This is a genomic window from Pseudomonas sp. Pmew2 (assembly GCF_058129885.1).
The window spans coordinates 3,684,247-3,702,833 of the sequence record NZ_CM176702.1 but is presented as its reverse complement, the minus strand read 5'-3'; the positions used below and the strand labels follow the sequence as shown (position 1 = coordinate 3,702,833).

General features: G+C 58.2%; 13 protein-coding genes, 1 tRNA gene and 2 pseudogenes. 8 read left to right on the top strand and 8 right to left on the bottom strand.

Annotated features, from left to right (window positions below; all coding sequences use genetic code 11):
* Positions 1-9: 9 nt before the first annotated feature.
* The 3 genes from AC4ANK_RS16865 to AC4ANK_RS16855 form a co-directional block, all read right to left on the bottom strand.
* The gene (locus tag AC4ANK_RS16865; protein ID WP_031594952.1) at positions 10-1,305 is read right to left on the bottom strand and encodes an ATP-binding protein; all 1,296 of its coding nucleotides are present in this window, start codon (positions 1,303-1,305) and stop codon (positions 10-12) included.
* Entirely contained in the window at positions 1,302-3,845 is a 2,544-nt protein-coding gene (locus AC4ANK_RS16860; RefSeq protein ID WP_031594951.1) for a tellurite resistance TerB family protein, read from the bottom strand. Before AC4ANK_RS16860 ends, AC4ANK_RS16865 begins: the two co-directional genes overlap by 4 nt.
* Before the next feature lie 151 nt (positions 3,846-3,996).
* Positions 3,997-4,084: transfer RNA gene (locus AC4ANK_RS16855), tRNA-Ser, on the bottom strand.
* Between the two features lie 122 nt (positions 4,085-4,206).
* Here AC4ANK_RS16855 and AC4ANK_RS16850 point away from each other — a divergent pair.
* Positions 4,207-4,878 (top strand): Bax inhibitor-1/YccA family protein, encoded by a 672-nt coding sequence (locus AC4ANK_RS16850; RefSeq protein ID WP_002553978.1) that lies wholly within the window; start codon positions 4,207-4,209, stop codon positions 4,876-4,878.
* A 485-nt stretch (positions 4,879-5,363) separates the two neighbouring features.
* Positions 5,364-6,119, top strand: a pseudogene (locus tag AC4ANK_RS16845) (matrixin family metalloprotease); the annotation flags it as partial.
* Positions 6,120-6,300: 181 nt separating this feature from the next.
* On the opposite strand, the gene AC4ANK_RS16840 reads toward AC4ANK_RS16845, so the two are convergent.
* Together AC4ANK_RS16840 and AC4ANK_RS16835 are read right to left on the bottom strand one after the other, a co-directional pair.
* Positions 6,301-7,530 (bottom strand): IS91 family transposase, encoded by a 1,230-nt coding sequence (locus AC4ANK_RS16840; protein ID WP_460382827.1) that lies wholly within the window; start codon positions 7,528-7,530, stop codon positions 6,301-6,303.
* A complete protein-coding gene (locus AC4ANK_RS16835; RefSeq protein ID WP_460384945.1) occupies positions 7,511-7,792 on the bottom strand; it encodes a hypothetical protein in 282 nt (93 codons plus the stop codon). Before AC4ANK_RS16835 ends, AC4ANK_RS16840 begins: the two co-directional genes overlap by 20 nt.
* A gap of 89 nt (positions 7,793-7,881) precedes the next feature.
* Between AC4ANK_RS16835 and AC4ANK_RS16830 the strand changes: the two are divergent.
* From AC4ANK_RS16830 to AC4ANK_RS16810, 5 genes and pseudogenes are all read left to right on the top strand, one after another.
* A pseudogene (locus AC4ANK_RS16830) lies at positions 7,882-8,558 on the top strand (M10 family metallopeptidase C-terminal domain-containing protein); the annotation flags it as partial.
* A gap of 56 nt (positions 8,559-8,614) precedes the next feature.
* Positions 8,615-8,998, top strand: a complete 384-nt coding sequence (locus AC4ANK_RS16825) for a protease inhibitor Inh/omp19 family protein (RefSeq protein ID WP_002553977.1) — start codon at positions 8,615-8,617, stop codon at positions 8,996-8,998.
* A gap of 81 nt (positions 8,999-9,079) precedes the next feature.
* Positions 9,080-10,876, top strand: coding sequence for a type I secretion system permease/ATPase (locus AC4ANK_RS16820; RefSeq protein WP_002553976.1), 1,797 nt, complete (start codon positions 9,080-9,082; stop codon positions 10,874-10,876).
* Complete coding sequence (locus tag AC4ANK_RS16815) at positions 10,873-12,210, top strand: HlyD family type I secretion periplasmic adaptor subunit (RefSeq protein ID WP_031594950.1); 1,338 nt, start codon at positions 10,873-10,875, stop codon at positions 12,208-12,210. The genes AC4ANK_RS16820 and AC4ANK_RS16815 overlap by 4 nt, the downstream gene beginning before the upstream one ends.
* Position 12,211: 1 nt before the next feature.
* Positions 12,212-13,561, top strand: coding sequence for a TolC family outer membrane protein (locus tag AC4ANK_RS16810; RefSeq protein WP_002553974.1), 1,350 nt, complete (start codon positions 12,212-12,214; stop codon positions 13,559-13,561).
* Positions 13,562-13,571: 10 nt separating this feature from the next.
* Here AC4ANK_RS16810 and solA read toward each other — a convergent pair whose 3' ends face one another.
* From solA to AC4ANK_RS16795, 3 genes are all read right to left on the bottom strand, one after another.
* Positions 13,572-14,747 carry an N-methyl-L-tryptophan oxidase gene (gene solA / locus AC4ANK_RS16805; RefSeq protein ID WP_031594949.1) on the bottom strand — a complete coding sequence of 392 codons (1,176 nt, stop codon included), beginning with the start codon at positions 14,745-14,747 and terminating at the stop codon, positions 13,572-13,574.
* A gap of 432 nt (positions 14,748-15,179) precedes the next feature.
* The gene (locus AC4ANK_RS16800; RefSeq protein ID WP_002553972.1) at positions 15,180-16,769 is read right to left on the bottom strand and encodes an aldehyde dehydrogenase (NADP(+)); all 1,590 of its coding nucleotides are present in this window, start codon (positions 16,767-16,769) and stop codon (positions 15,180-15,182) included.
* A gap of 273 nt (positions 16,770-17,042) precedes the next feature.
* Positions 17,043-17,939, bottom strand: a complete 897-nt coding sequence (locus tag AC4ANK_RS16795; RefSeq protein WP_002553971.1) for a LysR family transcriptional regulator — start codon at positions 17,937-17,939, stop codon at positions 17,043-17,045.
* A 103-nt stretch (positions 17,940-18,042) separates the two neighbouring features.
* On the opposite strand from AC4ANK_RS16795, the gene AC4ANK_RS16790 reads away from it, so the two are divergent.
* Positions 18,043-18,582, top strand: a complete 540-nt coding sequence (locus AC4ANK_RS16790) for a GNAT family N-acetyltransferase (protein WP_002553970.1) — start codon at positions 18,043-18,045, stop codon at positions 18,580-18,582.
* Positions 18,583-18,587 lie beyond the last annotated feature (5 nt).

Genomic DNA, 18,587 nt, shown 5'->3' with positions numbered 1-18,587 from the left:
GCGGATGAGTCAGAGCTTGAAGCTTGTGAGTTCATTATCGGCCTCTACAGTGAAATCACTTTTGCCGCCGTCATCCCTGGCAATGTCAATGGCGCCCACAAGGTTTCTCCAGTTGGCCTCAGGGTTTTGCTCCAGAACCGCCAACAGGTTGATAAACGCGGTAATGGTGGTGCGTGGCGTTCTAAAGTAAGCCTCACCCAGACGCTGACCGCAGTGCTCGATAAAGGCCGGGATCGCCTCTTCCGGAAGCAGGTATTGTTCCGCGTCGCCGTATGCATAAACGTTACGCAGGTTCAGCAGCAGGACATAGAAGTCCTCCGGGGTCAGGCTGGTCAGCCGAATGACAGGGCCGGAAAGATCAACGTAGCCTGTCTTGGCAAAGGTGTTTTCTGCAAGGCGCGATTGCAGGGCCGGGTAGCTGTAGAGGCCGCGGCGAGTGTCCATCAGAAATTCCGGCGTGCCGCCCAGAACAAAGCCCAGCCCGTCAGTCGATCCTTGCAGGGAGTCATTGAGGATGCGCAGGATCTGTTCATAGTTCGCATTGCGAGCCTGCGTGTTGGCAAGCTTGTAGAGGTTGACCAATTCGTCCAGGCACACCATAAGCCCGCCGAAGCCTGCCAGACGCACAAATCGGGAAAGCAGTTTGAGCTGATCGTAAACGGACGCGTCGTCAACGATGCTTCTGACTCCCAAGGCCGCGCGAGCGTCTGTCCTGGTTGTGAATTCTCCCCGAAGCCAGCGGATTGCATCGGCTTTCAGCTGTTCGTTCCCTTCGTTAAAGCCTCGGCAGTAAGCGGCTATGACTTCGGCAAAGTCATAGCCGTTGACCATTTCCGTAAGCTCGGCGAGGTTCTGGCGTATGACCGTCTCGCTGTCTACGCCTTTGCTACTCGCGTGGGTTCTGGCCTGGGAAATAAACTTTTCGACAATACCCTGAAGTGCGCCACCGTCCGGCTTGGTGCGTGTAGACATGTTCTTCGCAAGCTCGGCGTACAGGGAGCGGGCCTGACCGCCCGAGGCGTGCAGGCGTCGATCGGGGTTCAGATCGGCGTGCATCGTCACCAGCTTGCGTTCCATCGCAATGCCTCTGACCAGGTTGAGGAAGAAAGTCTTGCCCGCGCCATACTCGCCGACCACGATGCGAAAGGCAGAACCGCCTTCGGCCAGCCGGTCTACATCCTTGATAAGAGCTGACAGCTCACCCGCCCGTCCGACCTGGATCAAGTGCTGTCCGACACGAGGAACGACACCCGCGCGCAGTGATTGAATGACCGCATCGCGATCCTTGGCTCGTATCTTGTTCATAGGGCAAGCTCGCTTAAAATATCCGGGTTGATTTCGATAGGGTCATCGCCCTCGGAAACCGGCATGTCGAACAATTCGAATGCCATATCGTTGATTTGCTCCAGCGCGCCGTCGAGCATCAACGCCATCTCCGCCGTTGCGATTTCCAGCTCTCGTCGACTCCATTGGTTGCGCGAAACCAGCAGGCGCAGAAACGTAGAGTGGCCCGCATCAAGCCCATGAAGATGGGCGTCAGTGTCTGGGGTGTCTTGTGATGCATCGTCTTCGGCTATCTGCTTGTCATCCTGCTGCTCGTCCTCCTGATCGTCGCGAAAAACATCAGCCAGCAGCGCCGACGCCTCTGCCGTTTCACGTCGCAATTGGGCAACCCTGCCCATGTCCAGCACGATTCCGGAGCCTGGCTTCTTGTCGGGCCCTGTTGCTGTAGTGGCTGACAGCGCTGTCGATACCGGGCCTGTCTGCGAACCGGCCGCAGCACCATGGAGGTTGCTGTAAAGGGTGTGAGGATCGAGTCGAAGTGCCCTGTATATCCGCTCAAGCAGTCTGACTTTCTCAGGCGTAACCGCTCCGTCAGCGTGGGCCAGGTGAGTCAGGCAACCGACGATGGTCTGCTTTTCGTCCTGATTTAGCGAGCTCAGCTTCTTTTTCAGGCTTGCCAGGTTGGGCGGCTGCTGCAGTTGCATCAACATATATGCCTTGAGACGTGTTCGATGCGAGATACGCAGATGACCCCATGAGTCGATATGCTGTTCGAGCAGTGCAACTGCACGCTGGCTTGTGCCTCTATCAACCGTTGCAACACTGCTGGCGAGATCCAGCGTGACAACAGCCGCATTGTAATCCACTGTCACCCTCGACATGCCTGGATCGGGCTCGGTCACAAACAGAACGATGCTGTCCTCAGGTTTGGGCGCACGATTGCCTGCCAGCACATCCGGCTCCATACCTATGTGCATGCCTTCAAGCACTTTTGTCAGCGCGACGATCTGGTTGCGTGCCTGGGCACCGTCAGACTTGAAACGTATGGCCAGTTGATCAAGCGTCGTCAGCTTCGTAGCAGTCCTGACCTCCGATTGAAGCTGTCGCAGTTCATGTCTGGCGTATTCGGGCCATAGCGACACGGGCAGCAATAGCAGCGCCTCCAATGACTCATGCTTATTGAGATCATCGGCATTGCGGCCCATGTACCGACTGAATGGAGCAAGTACTGAAGCACAGCTCTGCACGAGGAGTTGAATTTTCTTGCGAGTGGCGGACGTAATGCTGACGTCTGGCAGGTCGCCCACCGGTATTTCCGGTACATCGAGGTAGGCGGACGATGGGCGATAGGCGACCCATAGTCTGGTCTTGTTTCTCAGCAGCTTCAGGCCATCGGGAAACTGTTCTTCATATTCGGCCCTGAACAGCCGCTGAAACAGATCTGTGCATCTGCCAACAGGTTTGCCACGCGAGATATTCGGATCCGTCAGCGCCCAAGACAAGGCCCAGGATGCATTCAGCGGGTGTTTGTCGATGGCCATCTGACCTAGCGCCACTCGCAGCACGATGGGCATTTCATAGTAGTCGGCCGACTCCATTGGTGGCTCGCGCAAATACATCTGCCCTGAAATGACAGGCATGCTCAGGTATTCGAGAAGCCGCGAAGCCTGGTTGCAAAACGAAAAATCCCGATGATAAACAGTCCGCAAACGCTCGATTTCCTCTCTTAAAGCGGGAATTTCTTTTCGTGCGTCGGGATCAGAAAGGCTGTCGATCAGTAAACGCCGTTCAAGGCCGTGGAAAAACATGAACAGGTAACCGCTGCTTGCTTCAGGATCGCAACGTCCCCCTGCCAGCCACTGCAGATAGCCCCGGCGTGCCGCAGGTTCGAGGTCTTTATAGGTCGACCAATAGTATGCCGACCGTGCAGCGGGAGGCGCATCGGAACCGGCCACCGGCAAGGCAGCGTCTATGAAAGAAGGTTCGGATAGCCTGAATTCCGGGTTTTGCGTTCCTGTGTAGATCATGCCGCCGGGCAAGGTGATATCGGCCACGTTGAACGGCTCCCCTGGACGCAGCCATCTGGCCTTCGCCGGACGATCAGGTGCCTTGGGAATGCTGAAAGAGTTGGTGCCGGGAGAGTACTGCCGGATGGTAAAGAACTCAGACTCACGCTCTGTATGGCGCATTTGCGGAGCGAAGGCCGAGGGCGCCTGTTCCGGCGCTATGTCCGCCTGCGGTTGTGTACCGCCAACAAGGTTGGGAGACGGTCTGCTGAAGCGCGCATAGCGCCCTATGGCCAGGTCGGAGAAGCCCTCATCGGAAGCCGTTGTATGGATACGGTCGGGATAAGGCTGAGTGCCGCCCGCGAGATTGCCTGACGCTCGACTGAAGCGGGCATATCGACCGATCGCGAGGCGTTCGAGCTCTTCATCGATAAGGCGTATTTCAAAGGTGTCTGACACTGAGCCGTGACTGTCAGACTCGGCAGCATGCCGAATCTCGCCCGCGTGGGGTTGCGTGCCTCCAACAGGATGGACAAGCGTTCGGCTGGGTGCCATTGGGATCTTCCATGGTTCATCGGCTGGCAAACTGGCAGTATCCACATTTTGTCAGCGCGGGCCAAGCGTGGGCGGATGAGCTTGCGATTGCATTAGCCAAACCCCAGAAACGACAAAGCCCTGAATAATCAGGGCTTTGCGCTACCAAATATGGCGGAGGCATAGAGATTCGAACTCTAGGACCTGTTACAGTCGGCAGTTTTCAAGACTGCTGCCTTAAACCACTCGGCCATACCTCCACTATCGTTGCGGGCGCCATAATACCGGAATGAAACAAGCTGTCAAACTCTGTGACTAGCCAGTTGCAGCGCCTCTGTTATGATCTTTGCAACTCAACATTTCAACAGGAAGGAGTTTCGCCATGCGCGAACAGGATTACAGCCTTAAAACCGGCATGCAGGCCGACCAGCTAGAGGTTAGTCGTGTCCTGCGCAACACTTACGGTCTTCTCGCTCTGACGCTGGCTTTTAGTGGTGTCATGGCATTTGTCGCTCAGCAGATGCGCGTCGGCTATCCGAACATTTTCGTGGTACTGATCGGCTTCTATGGTCTGTTTTTCCTGACCAATAAATTGCGTGATTCGGTCTGGGGCCTGGTTTCGACCTTCGCCCTGACAGGTTTCATGGGTTTCCTGCTTGGCCCTATCCTTAACCGTTATCTGGGCATGGCCGGTGGCGCCGAAGTGGTTAGCTCCGCTTTCGCGATGACCGCACTGGTTTTCGGCGGTCTGTCGGCTTACGTGTTGATCACCCGCAAGGACATGAGCTTCCTGGGTGGCTTCATTACCGCAGGCTTCTTCGTTCTGCTTGGCGCGGTAGTGGCCAGCATGTTCTTCCAGATCAGCGGTTTGCAACTGGCGATCAGCGCAGGCTTCGTGCTGTTCTCGTCGGTCTGCATTCTGTTCCAGACCAGCGCGATTATTCAGGGTGGTGAGCGCAACTACATCATGGCGACGGTCAGCCTGTATGTATCGATCTACAACCTGTTTATCAGCCTGCTGCAGATTTTCGGCATCATGAGCCGCGACGACTGATGACTTCGGCCTGAGTACTCAGGCCGTTGCGCTTCAAATGCGTTAAACAAAAGCCCCGATCTTTCGGGGCTTTTGCATTTCCGGGATTTGAGAAGTGTCAGGATCTCAGGTGATGGCGATATGCCTTTCCGGCAGCCTGGGAAGGGCAAGCCGGATTGGTCAGAGACTGTCCGTCCAGTCAAATTATGCATGGTAGGCAACCTGACCGATCAGTCATCTTTATCAAGATTGTCCTAGTCTGCTCAAGCACTTATCAGCTTTTGATCATCACAAAAAATAATATCGGACGATTCCCCAAGGCCTGTGGCACTTCCTCGTTTTGGGCTAATTGACATCATGGAACAGAGCTGGACACAAGATTTCTAAATGTGTCAGCTTTGTTACGCTTCAACGCATTACGCACCACAAGGCGAGTGACTGGACTCTCTCGCTACAGGGGGAGTCCTGCCGTACCTAACCTGTTAATCAGCAAACAAGGAAGTGTCATGACGAAAGTCAAAGAAAATGCTGCAATTCAACTCTCTGCTGCTACCAGCACCTCTTTCGACCAGATCAATACGTTCGCTCACCAGTATGACCGTGGCGGTAACCTCACGATCAATGGCAAGCCTTCGTACTCGGTCGATCAGGCCGGCGATTACATCCTTCGCGACAACGCTGCGTGGACTGATCGCGATGGCAACGGCACTATCAACCTCACATACACCTTTCTGACCGCCAAACCTGCCGGGTTCGACAATTCGCTGGGGACTTTCAGTGCGTTCAACGCACAGCAGAAAGCACAGGCCGTATTGTCGATGCAATCCTGGGCAGACGTTGTCAAGGTCAGCTTTACCCAGGCCGCTTCCGGCGGCGACGGGCATATGACCTTCGGTAACTACAGCAACGGCAGCGCAGGCGGGGCGGCTTTTGCCTACCTGCCCAGCGGCAACAGCCGCACTGACGGCCAGTCCTGGTACCTTGTCGATAACAGCTACTAGGTCAACACCACCCCGGACAATGGCAACTACGGCCGTCAGACCCTGACCCATGAAATTGGCCACACCCTGGGCCTGTCTCACCCTGGCGACTAAAACGCTGGCGAAGGCAGCCCGACCTACAAGGATGCCAGCTACGCAGAAGATACGCGTGGCTACAGCGTCATGAGTTACTGGAGTGAGTCCAACACCAACCAGAACTTCGTCAAGGGCGGCGCTCCGTCGTACTCTTCGGCACCGTTGCTGGATGACATCACTGCCGTTCATGCATAGGAATTTCAAAATGCCTATGCATGAACCTGACGCTGTGAAGGAGGCGTCATGCCTTCATAGCGATGCGTAGGAAGACGCTGATGCGTTACTTATGCAGTGAAAATCCCTATAAATCCGCATTAACACAGTTTATTTTACCGCTGAGCCTAGGTGCGGACGCACCTTCCCCCTGTCAGGGCTTCACGTACCTCATCTGCGCGATCGCCTGAGCGTTGAGGACCAGTCCCTGCACCGTCAGCCCGCTGATCGCTGCCGTGTATACCATCCGCGCGCCACACAGCACGCAGCGGAACGGATCGACGTTTAGAAAGGCTTTGGCCATCGGCGCAAAATACAGCTTTGGTACCGGTCCTGGCGTCGCCATCTTCAGTGCTTCATACACCTTCGGCAGGTATTTCCCACACACCCGATTGGCCAGAAAACCAAAATACCGGATCATCCGGAAATGCTTTTCCGGGATGTGCTGGACCACCCGGCGCAGCATGTCGGCCTGGCTCAGCGTTTCCTGCTGATAGGTCTGCGTGCGGTGATCCAGGTAGGTAAAGCTCAACGTGGCCCCGCAGGTGTAATGCGCCAGACGACTGCCCGAGATCGGCGGTTTTTTCAGGTAGCGGCCCAGGTAATTGACGGTCTTTCGGCCGTTTTCCGTCTTCTTCGACAAGTGGATGTGCCAGTGCTGGCCACCAGCGGTCAGTATCAAACGGCGCCAGTCGCTTTCACAGTGGATGTGGGCCAGCTGCGGCGGCATCGTCAGTTGCGAAAGCGGCTGTCCCAGCAGGTAATCGCGCACCAGCCACATCCAGCGCCGCCGCAGGGCCTCTTTGTGGAACGACAGATTTTTCCAGACGCCCTGCTCATCCAGGCCGCCCGCGGTCACCGACAGGTGGACGTGGGGATGCCAGTTGAGCCGCCGGCCATAGGTGTGCAGCGCACCGAAAATCCCGACGCGCAAACCGCGCCGCTTGGCGGTGTAGATCAGGTTATCGGCCGCCAGACGAAACAGCGCATCGAGCAGCCAGCGGTTGTAGAAGAACAGGGACCACAGCGTGTCGGGCAGCGTGAACACCAGATGCTGCCAGGGGCAGTCGGGCAGACGGTTGTTTTGCACGGCGATCCACTGGTCGGTGGCCTTTTTGCCGCAGGAAGGACAGGCCCGGCAATGGCAGGTGTTGCACAGGTATTTGACGTGTGGGCAATGCTCATTGCCACAGGTGTAGTGTTTGACGCCCAGTATCGAGGTGCCGCAGGCGAGCATTTTGCTGATCGACTCCACTTCGATTTGGCGCAGACCGCCGGCTTCCAGCAAATCTGCCCAGCAGCCGTTGGCCGTGAAGAGGTTTTTGAGCGGTCGAGGTTTGTAAGCAGGCGGTGCAGAGGCCACGTCAGCAGGATGGCTCCTCATCGTGGTGAATGACGGCGGTGATGGCGAATCCGCCTGGCCCTTCTCTCATCGAAACGCTTACGCAAGAAGCGTCGGGAAACCTGTCGTTCAGATACGCTGTCTGGCAGCAACTACAAAGATCGACATCACCCAAAGGATCGACATCGAAGGAAAAGTCGGTATCGGGAACGAAGGTGGTATGCCCGGCGCGTTGGAGACGGGTCTGCTTTGCCTTGGCTTTTGCCCGGCTTGCCCGTTTACGTTTTTTTGTCTCTGACGCCATGTGTAAGCCTGTGCTGAGGAGGGATCGACTCAATTTTGGCTATGATAACCGATTTCAAAATCCCACAATTTGCAGCCGCAGGCTGCCCAGTTCAGCAGCTCTATGGCGCGAACATGAGCACCCGTGCCGGTGATACGGTCTACGGTTTCAACTCCACCGCCGGGCGTGATTTCTACAGCGCCACTTCTGCCTCTTCCAAGGTGGTGTTCTCGGTGTGGGACGGCGGGGGCAAGGATACCCTCGACTTCTCGGGTTTCACCCAGAACCAGAAGATAAACCTCAATGCGGCCTCGTTCTCGGACGTGGGTGGCATGGTGGGTAACGTTTCAATTGCCAAAGGCGTGGTGGTTGAAAACGCGGTGGGCGGTTCGGGCAACGACCTGTTGATCGGCAATGCCGCTGCCAACGACCTTAAAGGTGGTGCCGGCAACGACATCATCTACGGTGGTGGCGGTGCCGACAGCCTGACCGGTGGTGCTGGTGCAGACATTTTTGTGTTTGGTGCCAGTTCCGATTCCAACCGTGCAGCGCAGGATACGATTCGTGACTTTGTCAGCGGTCAGGACAAAATCGATGTATCGGCCATTTCCACGCTGAGCGCGCTGCAGTTCGGCAACGCGTTCAGCGGCCATGCCGGCGAAGCGATCCTCAGTACAACCAGAGCAGCAATCTGGGTAGCCTGGCGATCGACTTCACAGGTCAGGGTGTGGGGGACTTCCTCGTAGGGACTGTTGGTCAAGCGTTGGCTACTGATATCGTGGTTTAATCTGTAACAATCATGGACGACCCTGCTGTCGTCCATGATCTGGAAAGTACCCCATCATGAAGATCAATCACGTTGTTCGAATCGTGCCAGTGGCTTTTGCGCTGCTGGTGGGTATTTCTGGAGCAAGCATGGCCATGAGTTTGAAACTGCCCGACCCAGCTGAGCGAAGTGGCAAGTGGCGACTTTCGCTTCAGGGAAACACGGACGAAGTTTGTGAGCTGCACCTCAACACTGATGTACCGAAACTGACGGGCGATCTCGCCTGTGCAGTAAAGTGGTTGCACGAAGCCCCCACGGGCTGGTTTCCGACTCCGGATGGCCTGGCATTTACCGACAAGGAAGGCAATCGCCTGATTCACCTCAATAACATGGGGGAGCAGATCTATCAGGCGCGTCTGCCCGGCGGTGAAGTGCTGGTTCTTGGACGGCTCGCCGATTAAGCGTTTCATGGACCTGCGCGAGTTGTTTGTTAAAACCCAGGGATGTCACTCCGTCACCAGCAAGACCATCAAGGAACAACCATGAGTGCGTTGCCCCAAAGCGCCCGGCCGCCGCTTTATAAAGCGCTGGCTGACTACAAGAGCGCGTTGATTGGTGTCGGTTGTTTTACCGCGCTGATCAACGTGTTGATGCTCGCTCCATCGATTTACATGTTGCAAGTCTATGACCGTGTACTGACGTCGCAGAACCAGACTACCCTGGCCATGCTGACGCTGATGGTGGTCGGGTTCTTTGCGTTTATCGGCCTGCTGGAGATGGTCCGCAGCTTTGTGGTAATCCGCATCGGCAGCGAGCTGGAGAGGCGTTTCAATCTGCGCGTCTATCAGGCTGCGTTCGAGAGCAACCTGCACGCCGGACAGCGTCAGGCTGGGCAGGCGCTGGGTGACCTGACCTTTATCCGTCAGTTTCTCACCGGACCGGCGTTGTTCGCGTTCTTCGACGCCCCGTGGTTTCCCATCTACCTGGCGGTGATCTTCCTTTTCGACCCTTGGCTTGGCGTGCTGGCCAGTGTGGGGACAGTGTTGCTGGTCGGACTGGCCTGCCTCAACGAATGGCTGACCCGCAAACCGCTGGCCGAGGCCAGCGGGTACTCGCAGCAGTCTGCGCAATTGGCGACCCGGCACCTGCAACAGGCCGAGGCGATCCAGGCGATGGGCATGCTCGAAGTGTTGCGGCGTCGCTGGTTCCATGTGCATGGGCGCTTTCTGGCCTTGCAAAACCGTGCCAGTGACACTGGAGCGGTGATCAGTTCGATCAGCAAGGCCCTGCGCCTTTGTCTGCAGTCGCTGGTGCTGGGCCTGGGCGCACTGCTGGTGATAAACGGAGACATGACCGCAGGCATGATGATCGCCGGTTCGATCCTCATGGGAAGGGTCCTCAGCCCCATCGATCAACTGATCGCAGTCTGGAAACAATGGAGTTCTGCACGCCTGGCTTACGGACGTCTGGACCAGTTACTCAAGACCTACGCCGAGCCCGCGCCGCGCATGCCACTGCCAGCACCGCGCGGTCAGATCAGCGCGGAACAGGTCAGCGCTGCGCCTCCGGGCAAGACATCGGCGACGATTCAGCAAGTGAGCTTTCAACTGCAAGCTGGTGAAGTGCTCGGTGTACTGGGAGCATCCGGTTCCGGCAAATCGACCCTGGCACGCGTGCTGGTCGGTGTCTGGCCGGTGCTGGGTGGAACGGTACGTCTGGACGGGGCCGACATGCATCGCTGGGACCGCGAGGCGCTGGGCCCCTATATCGGTTATCTGCCGCAGGACATCGAGCTTTTCGGTGGCACCGTGGCAGAAAACATCGCGCGTTTTAGCGAGGGCGACGCGAGCGCCGTGGTTGCTGCTGCGCAACTGGCGGGCGTACACGAATTGATTCTGCGCCTGCCGCAGGGTTACGACACGCGGCTGGGCGACGATGGCGCTGGCTTGTCAGGCGGTCAGAAACAGCGCGTCGCGTTGGCCCGAGCATTGTATGGCGATCCGCGACTGGTGGTACTTGATGAGCCCAATTCCAATCTGGACGCCGCGGGCGAAGCGGCTTTGACTCAGGCGATCGCTGAGCTCAAGACCCGCGGTTGTACCGTCGTGCTCGTCACCCACCGCACACAGTCTCTGAACCAGACCGATCGTCTGCTGGTGCTGAGCGAAGGTCGCATGCAGGCATTCGGCACCACGGCTCAGGTGTTGCAGGCCTTGTCCGGACAGGCATCGCCCGGGCAAGCACCGCAAGCGCACCCTCAATCGCAATCTCGCCCTGCACCCGCCGGGCTTTCCATGAGCCGTCAGTACGGCACGCAGAACAGGCAGTCCGACGTATGAACAGCCCCATCGACACTCATTACGCCGTGCCGGGCAAGGAGCGCGGCGTGCAGTTCTTCGTTCGCGCAGGCTGGATTCTCATGCTGGCAGGGGCGGGCAGCTTCTTTCTGTGGGCCAGTCTCGCCCCGCTGGATCAGGGCATTTCCGTGCAAGGCACCGTCGTGGTGTCGGGCAAGCGCAAGGCCGTGCAGTCGCTGGATGGCGGCGTTGTAAGCAAAATTCTCGTCAGCGAAGGCCAGTCGGTAAAGGAGGGCGAGCCGCTGTTTCGCCTTGATCAGACTCAGGTCGAGGCCGACGTGCAATCGCTGCGTGCCCAGTATCGAATGGCCTGGGCCAGCCTGGCCCGCTGGCAGAGCGAGCGCGACAACCTGGATGAGGTGCACTTTCCCGCAGAACTGATTGCCGCCGGGCAGGGGCAGAACCCCGACCCGCGTCTGGCGCTCGTGCTTGAGGGCCAGCGGCAACTGTTCAGCAGTCGGCGACAGGCGCTGGCTCGAGAGCAATCCGGTTTGCAGGCGAGTATCGAAGGTGCCGGGCTGCAACTCGCCGGTATGCGCCGCGCTCGATCGGACCTGCTGGCTCAGGCTGACTCGCTACGCAAGCAACTGAGTAACCTGGAGCCCTTGGCGCAGAACGGTTTCATTCCAGGCAACCGTCTGCTGGAGTTTCAACGCCAGCTTTCTCAAGTGCAGCAGAGCCTGGCGCAGAACGCAGGCGAAACCGGGCGGATAGAGCAGGGGATCGTCGAGTCGCGGTTGCGTCTTCAGCAGCAGCGCGAGGAATATCAGAAAGAAGTGCGCAGCCAGTGGGCCGATGCCCAGGTCAAGGCGCTTACCCTTGAGCAACAACTGGCTTCGGCAGGTTTCAGTCTGCAGCACAGTGCAATTCTTGCCCCTGCTGATGGCATCGCCGTCAACCTGGGCGTGCACACCGAAGGCGCAGTGGTGCGTGCCGGTGAAACCCTGCTGGAAATTGTACCGCAGGGCACACGGCTTGAAGTCGAAGGGCGTCTGCCGGTGCAGTTGATCGACAAGGTCGCCAGCCATTTGCCGGTCGATATCCTCTTCACTGCGTTCAATCAAAGTCGCACGCCGCGGGTTTCCGGTGAGGTAAACCTGATTTCCGCCGATCAGATGCAGGATGAGAAAACCGGCCAGCCCTATTACGTGCTGCGCACTTCGGTGGGCGATGCGGCACTGGAAAAACTCAACGGGTTGGTGATCAAGCCGGGCATGCCCGCTGAAATGTTTGTGCGCACGGGTGAACGCTCGCTGCTCAATTATCTGTTCAAACCTTTGCTGGACCGTGCCGGCTCCGCGTTGACGGAGGAATAGGATGTCTCGTCATCCCCTGAAAGCCGCTTTGCTGACGGCCATCCTGCTGGGCACTGCTTCATTGAGTCATGCGATGGGCCCGTTTCAGGTCTATGAGCTGGCGCTTCGCAACGACCCGACTTACCTGGGCGCGCTCAAGGAGCGCGATGCGGGCCTGGAAAACCGGGTGATTGGTCGTGCAGGCTTGTTGCCGCGTGTTTCATACAGCTACAACAAAGGACGCAACGACTCCAAGGCCACCCTCAAAGGCGGCCGTGAAGACACCACTGACCATCGCCACTACAACAGCTTTGGTTCAAGCCTGACGGTTCAGCAGCCGCTGATCGATTACGAAGCCTATGCCAATTACCGCAAAGGCCTGGCCCAGGCGTTGTTTGCCGACGAGACCTTTCGCAGCAAGAGTCAGGAATTGCTGGTGCGGGTTCTGACCCTTTATACCCAGGCACTGTTCGCGCAGGACCAGATCAATATAGCCCGCGCTAAACAGCAGGCGTTCGACCGCCAGTTTGCGCAGAACCGGCAAATGTTCCAGCAAGGCGAGGGTACCCGCACCGACATTCTTGAAGCGGAATCGCGCAACGAGCTGGCGATTGCCGAGCAGATAGAAGCCAGCGACGAGCAGGACGCGGCCCTGCGCGAACTGGCCGCGTTGCTGGGCGAGCCGAGTATCGATGTTGCGCAGTTGGAGCCGTTGAGGGACAGTTTTCAGGCGCTGGTGCTGGCACCGTCCAGCTTTACCGAGTGGCATGCGCTGGCCATGGCCAACAGCCCGATCCTGGCCTCGCAACGCCAGTCGCTGGAAGTGGCGCGATACGAGGTGGAGCGCAACCGCGCCGGGCATCTGCCGACGGTGAATGCTTACGCGAGTATCCGTCAGAACGAATCGGACAGCGGCAACACCTACAATCAGCGTTACGACACCAACACGATAGGTATCGAGCTCAGTCTGCCGCTGTACGCCGGAGGCGGCACCAGCGCCTCGGTGCGTCAGGCCAACAGCAAGCGCGAGCAGGCGGAATACGAGCTGGAGGGCAAGACCCGCGAAACCCTGATCGAGCTGCGTCGCCAGTTCAACGCCTGTGCGTCAGGGGTGAGCAAGTTGCGCGCTTATCAGAAAGCACTGGTCTCTGCACAGGCACTGGTCGAGTCGACACGTCAGAGCATTCTCGGCGGCGAGCGCATCAGCCTGGACGCACTCAACGCCGAACAGCAGCTTTACAGCACCCGGCGTGATCTGGCGAAAGCCCGTTACGATTACTTGATGGCCTGGATCAAACTGCATTACTACGCCGGTACGTTGCGCGACACCGATCTGGCGCGTATTGACGAGGCCTTCGTTGTGGCGCGCTGAGTGTCGTTGGTCAGTTCTGCGCGGTGAAACGCGCCAGCGAGAAGGCTGAAAGGTCTACATCGCTGGTGCCGTGAATACAGCGTTGCGCAAGGGCCAGCCCGAGCCCGGCTGAGTGTTTGAAGCCGTGACCGGAGCAGGCCGAAACCACTGTCACGTTCTTCAGATGGGGGTGTTCATCGATGATGAAGTGGCAGTCCGGCGTGACGGTGTAGGCGCAGACCGAAGACTTGACCACGTTCGGCGTCAGTCCCGCAATCTTGCCCTGCACCTGGGTCTGGAACATTTCCTGCTCCTCCCTTGCCGTAACAGTGCGGTCCAGCTGGTCGGCAGCGGATGCTTCAATGTATTGCTCGGTGGCGACCTTCATACTGTTTTCACCGGGCAGGGGCGGGAAGCCATAGTTGACATCATCCTCCCCGGGCCCGTGAGTCAGAATGAAGCTCGGCGAACGTGGTGCAAAAGCGGCATTCTCCTGCAATTCGAACCAGAACAGCTTTTGCCGGCACACCCGCAGCAGATCGCTAAAAGGCGCGCCGAGCAATTCGGCTGACCACATGCCCGCACTGACCACGACCTTGTCAGCGATGATCGTGCCCTTGTCGGTGGTAATACGCACCTGATCACCCTGTGCCTGTAAGTGCGTGACCGTCTCATGGGTCAGCAACCTTGCGCCGTGTTGCCTCGCCAGACGCAGCTGTACCGCGATGCAGCGCTCTGGCCGGACAAATCCGCCTTCGGGTTCAAAGTAGCCAATGGCGGTATCCCGAACAGGGGTGAATTGGGGAAAGCGCTCGCGAATGGCCGCCGCCGACAATACTTCGTGCTTCACGCCATAGGTGCGGGCCAAAGCGATGGTCTGGTGGGTGAAGTCTTTACTGTCTTCAGGATCGTACGCAGGGCTGGAGGTCATCACCAGCACTCCGCACTGCTCGAACAGCGACTCGCCGCTCAGCGCCTCAAGTTCGCGCCAGATGCTGTGCGAACTGCGTACCAGCGGCAGGTATTGCGGGCCCTCGCCAACCGACAGTCGTGTGATGCGGGTATCGCCGTGGCTGGAGCCTTGTGTGTGCGGAGGGGCATAGCGATCGACGCCAATTACATCGACTCCGGCCTTCGCCAGTTGATAGACAGTGGCTGCACCCATGGCACCCAGACCGAGCACGGCCACTTCACAACGCTGCTGCATAATCGGAATGCCTTGATAAATCGCCTATTTCACGCCGGACGGCCTGCCGAATCAACCGCCAAACGTGCATAAGGTTATGTCACGGAGCCCCAAGGGCCATTACCAGTGCCATCACACATGAGGGTGTGGGGAACCTGTAAAAATTTACGCTTGCGCTGCTCAGGGTTTTTAAGGTCCGAAATTGATGAAAAGTTGTCCACGGAAATCGTGGGTATGTCTGTGGGTAACTTTTTGAAACCCTTGTTACACGTGGCTTACAGCTGTGTGGTTATTTTATGAACAGCTCATGTTTTGCACTTCCATGGTGCTGCCACCAGGCTGGAAGACAGGTCCGCCATAAGCGATTTAAAGCACAAAAAAGAAATATTTTTCAAAAAAAAGCGCGACCCTCATCAGGTCGCGCTGCTTTTTTTACGAGTCAAGCGATGGTTGTTACACGAGAGGCTGATCGCTCCATTCACCGTTGACCAGACGACGCAGGCCCAGAGGGTTGGCATTCTGCAACGCAGGCGGCAACTGGCTGTCGGCCAGGTTCTGATAGCAGACCGGGCGCAGGAAACGGTCGATGGCCAGAGTGCCTACCGACGTGCCACGTGCATCCGAGGTTGCCGGGTACGGGCCGCCATGCACCATGGCTTCACAGACCTCAACACCGGTCGGGTAGCCGTTGAACAGAATACGGCCGACTTTCTCTTCCAGTATCGGTTGCAGCCAATTGTATTGGCTCAGGTCTGCAGGTTCGCCGATCACAGTCGCGGTCAACTGGCCACGCAAGGCTTGCAGCGCGTCTTTCAACTGCGCATCGTCAGCGACCTCGATTATCAGCGTGGTCGGGCCGAAAACTTCTTCCTGCAACAACTGGTCGCCGTTCAACAGCAGACTGACGTCAGCCTTGAACAACTGAGCCTGAGCCTGAGCCTGTTTGCCTTCCTGCGGCTTGCCAGCCAGATGCGTCACGCCCGGATGCGACAGCAAATGCTCGACGCCTTTGCTGTAGCTGCGCAGACCACCCGCGTTGAGCATTGTCTGCGGCGCCTGACTGCCCATCTGTTCGGTCAGTTGCTCGACGAACGTCGAAAACGCCGGGGAGCGCAGGCCCATGACCACACCGGGGTTGGTGCAGAACTGACCGGCACCCATCACCACCGAACCGGCAAGCTCTTTGGCCACAGTTTCGCCGCGTGCCTGCAGTGCACCTGGCAGCAACACTACCGGGTTGATGCTGGACATCTCGGCAAACACCGGAATCGGCTGTGGACGCTCGGCGGCCATTTTGCAAAGAGCGTTGCCGCCGTTCAGCGAGCCGGTGAAACCGACGGCCTGGATAGCCGGGTGTTTGACCAGACCTTCACCCACGCCGTTACCGAAGATCATGTTGAATACGCCTTTCGGCATTTGGGTGCGTTCTGCGGCGCGGATGATAGCGCTGGCCACCAGATCGGCAGTCGCCATGTGGCCACTGTGCGCCTTGAACACCACCGGGCAACCGGCAGCCAGTGCAGCAGCGGTGTCACCGCCAGCAGTGGAAAACGCCAGCGGGAAGTTGCTCGCGCCGAACACGGCAACCGGGCCCACACCGATGCGGTACTGGCGCAGGTCGACGCGTGGCAACGGCTTGCGATCCGGCAGGGCCAGGTCAATACGTGCACCGACGAAATCACCGCGACGCAGAACCTTGCCAAACAGGCGCATCTGGCCGCTGGTACGACCGCGCTCACCCTGAATACGTGCCTGGGGCAGAGCGGTTTCCTGGCAGACGATGGCGACGAAATCATCACCCAACTGATCCAGTTCATCGGCAATGGCGTCGAGGAAGTCGGCGCGACGGGCCGGGCTCAGTTGACGGAATTCTGGAAAGGCAGCCTTGGCGGCGAGGGCGGCAGCGTCGATTTCGCCGTCGGTAGCCTGATGGAAGCTGTAAGGCAGTTCTTCGCCTGTTGTGGCATCCAGACTTTTTTGCAGGCTTTGGCCAAGAGCGCTGCGGCCGCCAGCGATGAAATTCTGGCCGAGAATGTTAGGCATCGGTATCTCCTGTTGTTTTGAGGTTGGAGGTCGGTATGGAAGGTATCCGGACCGGCGCTCCTTATGGGTTGCCGAGTTGCTTTACAGATTGTCAGTGATGTGGCGTGTAAAAGCAGGCCAGCGATCATTTTTTCTAAAACCAGTGGGCAGTCATCGTACAACCTGATTCGCTGCTGATGCAACTGTCGGCCTGATTTGCCAAGTCAAGCGCCGCTGCTCTTTATAGCGCATGGGCGCGATCAGGCTTCTATCGTGGCGCGCTTTTGTGACCTTTTAAGGTGGTGTAGCGTTGAGGTTGTGCAATGCATCCAGCACCTGGCGCAACGCCTTGCTGACCGGTTTGTCCTGGCGCAATGCAATTCCCAGCGTGCGGCTCAACCCCGGCACCAGCTGCAGCACCTGCAAACCGCGGCGGTGATGGACTGCAGCAACCGCCATGCGCGGCACGATGCTGTAGCCCAGGCCCGCAGCAACCATTTCCTTGATGGCCTCGATGCTGCCCAGTTCCATGACCGGCTTTACCCGGATCCCGGCCTGCAAGAACCATTCATTGATCAGCAGCCGCGTACTGCTGCCTGCTTCGAAGACCACCAGCGGTAGTTCGCAGAGGTGCTCCGGGGTCATTTCAGCGGCAATCGGCTGCTGGCTGCTGGCGAAGATCGCCAAGAACTCATCCTCAAGCAGCGGGGTGATATGCAGACTGCGACCCGAGGCGGGCAGCGTCACCAGTGCGAGATCCAGACGGTTTTCTTCCACAGCCTTGAGAATGCCGTCCGTGTTGCCGGTGCTGACCCGCACATCCAGTTGTGCAAAGCGACGGCGCAGTGCCTGCAACATGGGCGGCAGCAGATGAATGCAGGCGGTTGCGCCGGTACCGATCGCAACCTTTCCGGCAACGCCGCTGGCGTGACTGGACAACTCCAGCAGGGCGTCTTCGACCACCGCCTCAATGCGCGCAATATGCTCCAGCAACGTAGTGCCCGCCGAGGTGGGCTTGAGCCGCTTGCCTACGCGCTCGATCAATTTCAGGTTCAACTGGTCCTCCAACTGCCGAATTTGCAGGCTTACCGCTGGCTGGGTCAGGTGCAGTCGCTCGGCCGCTGCGGAGAAGCTGCCGTGCGCTATGACCAGCGAGAAGGTATGCAAGTGATTCAGGTTGAGTCGGCGCATGGCAAAGTATTTCTTATGCTGTGAATGATAAATCATAGCTTTTTTAACGGCTTGGTGAGCGGCATGATTGCACTCATCCAACGACATTTGCCCAGAGCCCGATATGACCCCGACCTTTATCCTGCGTGATGCGTGTGATCAAGACATACCTGCCGTACAGGCGATCTACGCCGATCATGTGCTGCATGGCATTTCCAGTTTCGAACTCGATCCGCCGAGTGTCGCCGAGCTGCTGCAGCGCCGTGCGCAGGTGCTCGTCAACGGTCTGCCATATCTGGTGGCCGAGCTCGCCGGAGAGGTGGTTGGCTATGGCTACGCCACACCCTATCGTCCGCGTCCTGCCTACCGCTTTACTGTAGAAGACTCGGTCTATATACGGGATGGTATGGGCGGGCGGGGCATCGGTCTGGCATTGCTTGGCGAGCTGGTACAGCGCTGCGAACAGGGCGGTTGGCGACAGATGGTCGCGGTGATCGGCAATAGCGAGAATATCGCGTCGCTGCGTCTGCACGAGCACCTGGGTTTTCGCCGTGTCGGGGTATTCGAGTCAGTCGGCTTCAAGCACGGTCGCTGGGTGGACACCGTGCTGATGCAGCGCATGCTCGGCGACGGCTCGGGCAGTGCACCTTCCGAACGGGCCTGACTGAC